The 3,102-nt window shown below is 43.3% G+C and carries 3 protein-coding genes; 1 reads left to right on the top strand and 2 read right to left on the bottom strand.

Annotated elements, in window-relative coordinates; all coding sequences use genetic code 11:
- Positions 1-612: 612 nt before the first annotated feature.
- Both C5O22_RS13325 and C5O22_RS13320 read right to left on the bottom strand, forming a co-directional pair.
- Entirely contained in the window at positions 613-1,524 is a 912-nt protein-coding gene (locus C5O22_RS13325) for a replication initiation protein (protein ID WP_132782571.1), read from the bottom strand.
- Positions 1,525-1,602: 78 nt separating this feature from the next.
- Positions 1,603-1,908, bottom strand: coding sequence for a hypothetical protein (locus tag C5O22_RS13320; RefSeq protein WP_132782570.1), 306 nt, complete (start codon positions 1,906-1,908; stop codon positions 1,603-1,605).
- Positions 1,909-2,192: 284 nt separating this feature from the next.
- Here C5O22_RS13320 and C5O22_RS13315 point away from each other — a divergent pair, with 284 nt between their 5' ends.
- Positions 2,193-2,987 carry a MobA/MobL family protein gene (locus tag C5O22_RS13315; protein ID WP_132782569.1) on the top strand — a complete coding sequence of 265 codons (795 nt, stop codon included), beginning with the start codon at positions 2,193-2,195 and terminating at the stop codon, positions 2,985-2,987.
- Positions 2,988-3,102: the final 115 nt, after the last annotated feature.

The following is a 3,102-nucleotide window of genomic DNA, read 5'->3' as shown; positions in this document are numbered from 1 at the left end:
GATCTCAAAGCGGAACGGGACTTGGACACGTCGGCGGCCCTTAGGGCCGTAAAAACGGCCCTAAAATCAATCGCTAAGGGCTTGGACGTATAAAATCACGTCCGAGGCTAAAACGGCTTAAATTTGCCCGTTATTTGCGTTTATACGGGATTTTCAATAACAACCCCAGCTTGAAAAACATACCGGACATTTCGGAAATGTCAAAAAGTGAATTGGAGATTTTGGATATTACCCTCATAACGGACGCTGGAACGGGTCAAGTCGGCGGCCCGTAGGGCTCTGAAAACGGCCCTAATTTCAATCAAAAACGGCTTGGACGTATTTTTATACGTCTGATGAAAAATGGCCCGAAATTTTGCCGTTTTTTTACGTCTAGGAGGGTTTTTTCAACACCCCATATAAATACATAAGCGGGTCTAAAATTTGCAAATGATTTGCAATTTTGTTACCTTTGTAATATCAGATAGTTGGGGGTAGGGACCCCCTATTTCCTGCAAGGGGTTTTTAATTTTGTTAGATCTGTTATGTCAGATAGTTGGTGGGGGATGGTTTTTTTGAAAATATCTAAAATTAAAAATTCCCTCCCCGCCGGAGGCTAAGCTGGGGATCTCGTTAGCTTCTTAATAACTTGTTTACGGTCTTTACAGATACTCCAGCCATTTTTGACAGCTCCCGCTGTGTTGCATGCGGGTTTTGTTTTGCTAGTTCGATTATTATTTTTTTTAATTCTAAAGATTTTTCCCGCCGAACGGCGATGCTTCGGTTCCTTCGATTTTCTCCCCATCGACGAAAACTTTCCGGTGACATGTGCTCCCATGTCCACTTGGCCACCGACTTTGCCGTCGCCCTTATTTCGCAATCTGGCAGGGGTTCTGCGAAATCATTGTATTTCCTGGCCTGACACTCAACCGTGTAATGCCAAAAATCATAATCAATCCAGTTCTGGCGGATCGCTCTATAAGCCCAATGGCGCAACCTTTCAAACAGAGTGCAGTTTCTGCCAAGTCCGATCTCCGGCAGGTTTTTTCTTCGGTCTTTGTAAGGTTCTAGATCGACGTAATCTGCAATCCAATTCAGATCGTAACTGTACGGCTGGAAGGTTTGTACAAGCCACTCGTCGTCCCGCAATGGGTTTTTAGCGATGAGTTTTGAATACCCAGGGTCGGCTTCAAGGGCTTTTGTCATTGCCACGTCTACGGCGCAGGCAAACCGATAGGCTTTTGAATCTTCGTATTGCTGCCATACGGGAGTTTCTAGGCCGTAGAAAAGATGAGCATGGCCGTTTTTAGGATTTGTAGCGATGATATTCGGGGCGGGACAGTTACGGTCGTACCAGTCAAAGGACGCTGTTTCCCTGTCCACGTCGTAGACAAGCCAGCGCAGGTCATATTCATTATTAGGTTGTATGTATTTTTTCTTTATAGCGTATGCCTTTGGTATCTTTTTAAGATATCCGAGTTCGTCAGTTGCATAAATAAATTGCGGTAGGGTCTTTTCAAAGTTTTCAATCTGTTGTATAATCATGGTATCTGTTTTTCCTTAAGGCCGTCTAGGAGTTCCCGCTCCGTTAAAGACGGCCTTTTTTTCAGATTTTGCTATATCTTAAGCCTTGATTAATTCGTTGTCTAGGTCATTTTGCCTTTGTTTTACGTTAATATTGGTTATTTTATACCAATCTAAGAGAATTTTGAGACACTCTGCGTCTTTGGCAGAGAATTCTTTACCTTCGATTATTTGTTTTATTATTTTTTCTTTTTCTGGATACTTGAGCAGCTCCCCGGCTATGATAAATTTTGCATGATTCATTTTTTTTCTTACTTCAAAGTTGTACATCGCTTCAATTTCTTTTAGTTTTCTTGATTCTTCTTCAAGTTTCCTTTTCAGCTTTTCTATCTTGTTAATACTCATGGTTTACCCCCTTTTTTATTATACTATTTTCGCTTATTTTGACAAGTTCTTGTTTTGTTTTTCTTGTATGTTCTTGACAATCTATTAAGTATAGCTTACGCTATACTTAATAGCGCACTTACGCATTGCCAGAAGGCAATGCAGTGCGCCAGCAGGGGCTCTGCCCCTACTGGACACCCCGCAAGGGGACCAGTCCCCTTGACCCCAAAAGATCCCACACACCGACCTAAGGGCCTACCGGAAAGGCCCGCCCGGTCGGTGTGTGGGAGGAGGCGCCGCTTTCTATGGCCATCTATCACCTGCACGTTAAGGTCCTGACCCGCAGCAAGGGCCACAGCGCAATAAAAGCGTCGGCCTATCGCTCCGGAACAAAGCTAAAAACACTTGACGGGACAACTGTAGATTATAGCAATCGTAAAGATATTATTACGCTCCCTATATATGGTAATAATTTGCCCGACTGGGCCACGGAGCGACAGACACTTTGGGAGTCTATCGAGCGGGCCGAGAAGCGAAAGGATGCAAGGCTTGCCCGCGAGATAGAATTTGCATTGCCGATTGAGCTATCTGAGAGGGAAAAGTTGGATTGCGTAGAAACTATGTCAAAGGTGTTTTGGGACAGTTTTTATATACCTGTCGATGTTGTGATACATAACAAACCCGACAACCCTCATGTGCATATGTTAATTCCGACCCGTGAACTTACACCTGATGGATGGGGAAAAAAGATTCGATGGATGGACAATAAAGAATTTGTTTTAGGTATAAGAAGAATTTGGCAAGATGTTGCTAATAAATATCTTGAAAGATACCAAAAAAAAATTGACCATAGGTCTTATAAAGAACGGGGCATTGATAAAGTGCCACAGAAACATCTAGGTAAAAAATTTTGGATTGAGATTAAAAAGGCAATTAAAATTGGTATTGATATAGTCCTAAATCAATTTGAAAATGAAAATAAAAAAACTGAACAGGATACCACAGCCCCGTTGCAGGTACCGCAACAGGAACCTGAGAGACTGCAACGGATACAGGAAAAAAAGCGGTCCCGGGACCGCGGAAGGGGGATAGAGTTATGACCGAAAAAGATTACGCGACGATGGCGGCTGCGTGCAGGCACCTGTCCCTGCGTCTCCAGTATCTGGATGAGGACATCACCGACGGCAAAAACTTGGACAAAATGTCAAAAAGTGA

It is taken from the genome of Treponema sp. J25, from assembly GCF_004343725.1.
Taxonomy (GTDB): Bacteria; Spirochaetota; Spirochaetia; order Treponematales; family Breznakiellaceae; genus J25.
This window is presented reverse-complemented; position numbering and strand designations above follow the sequence as displayed.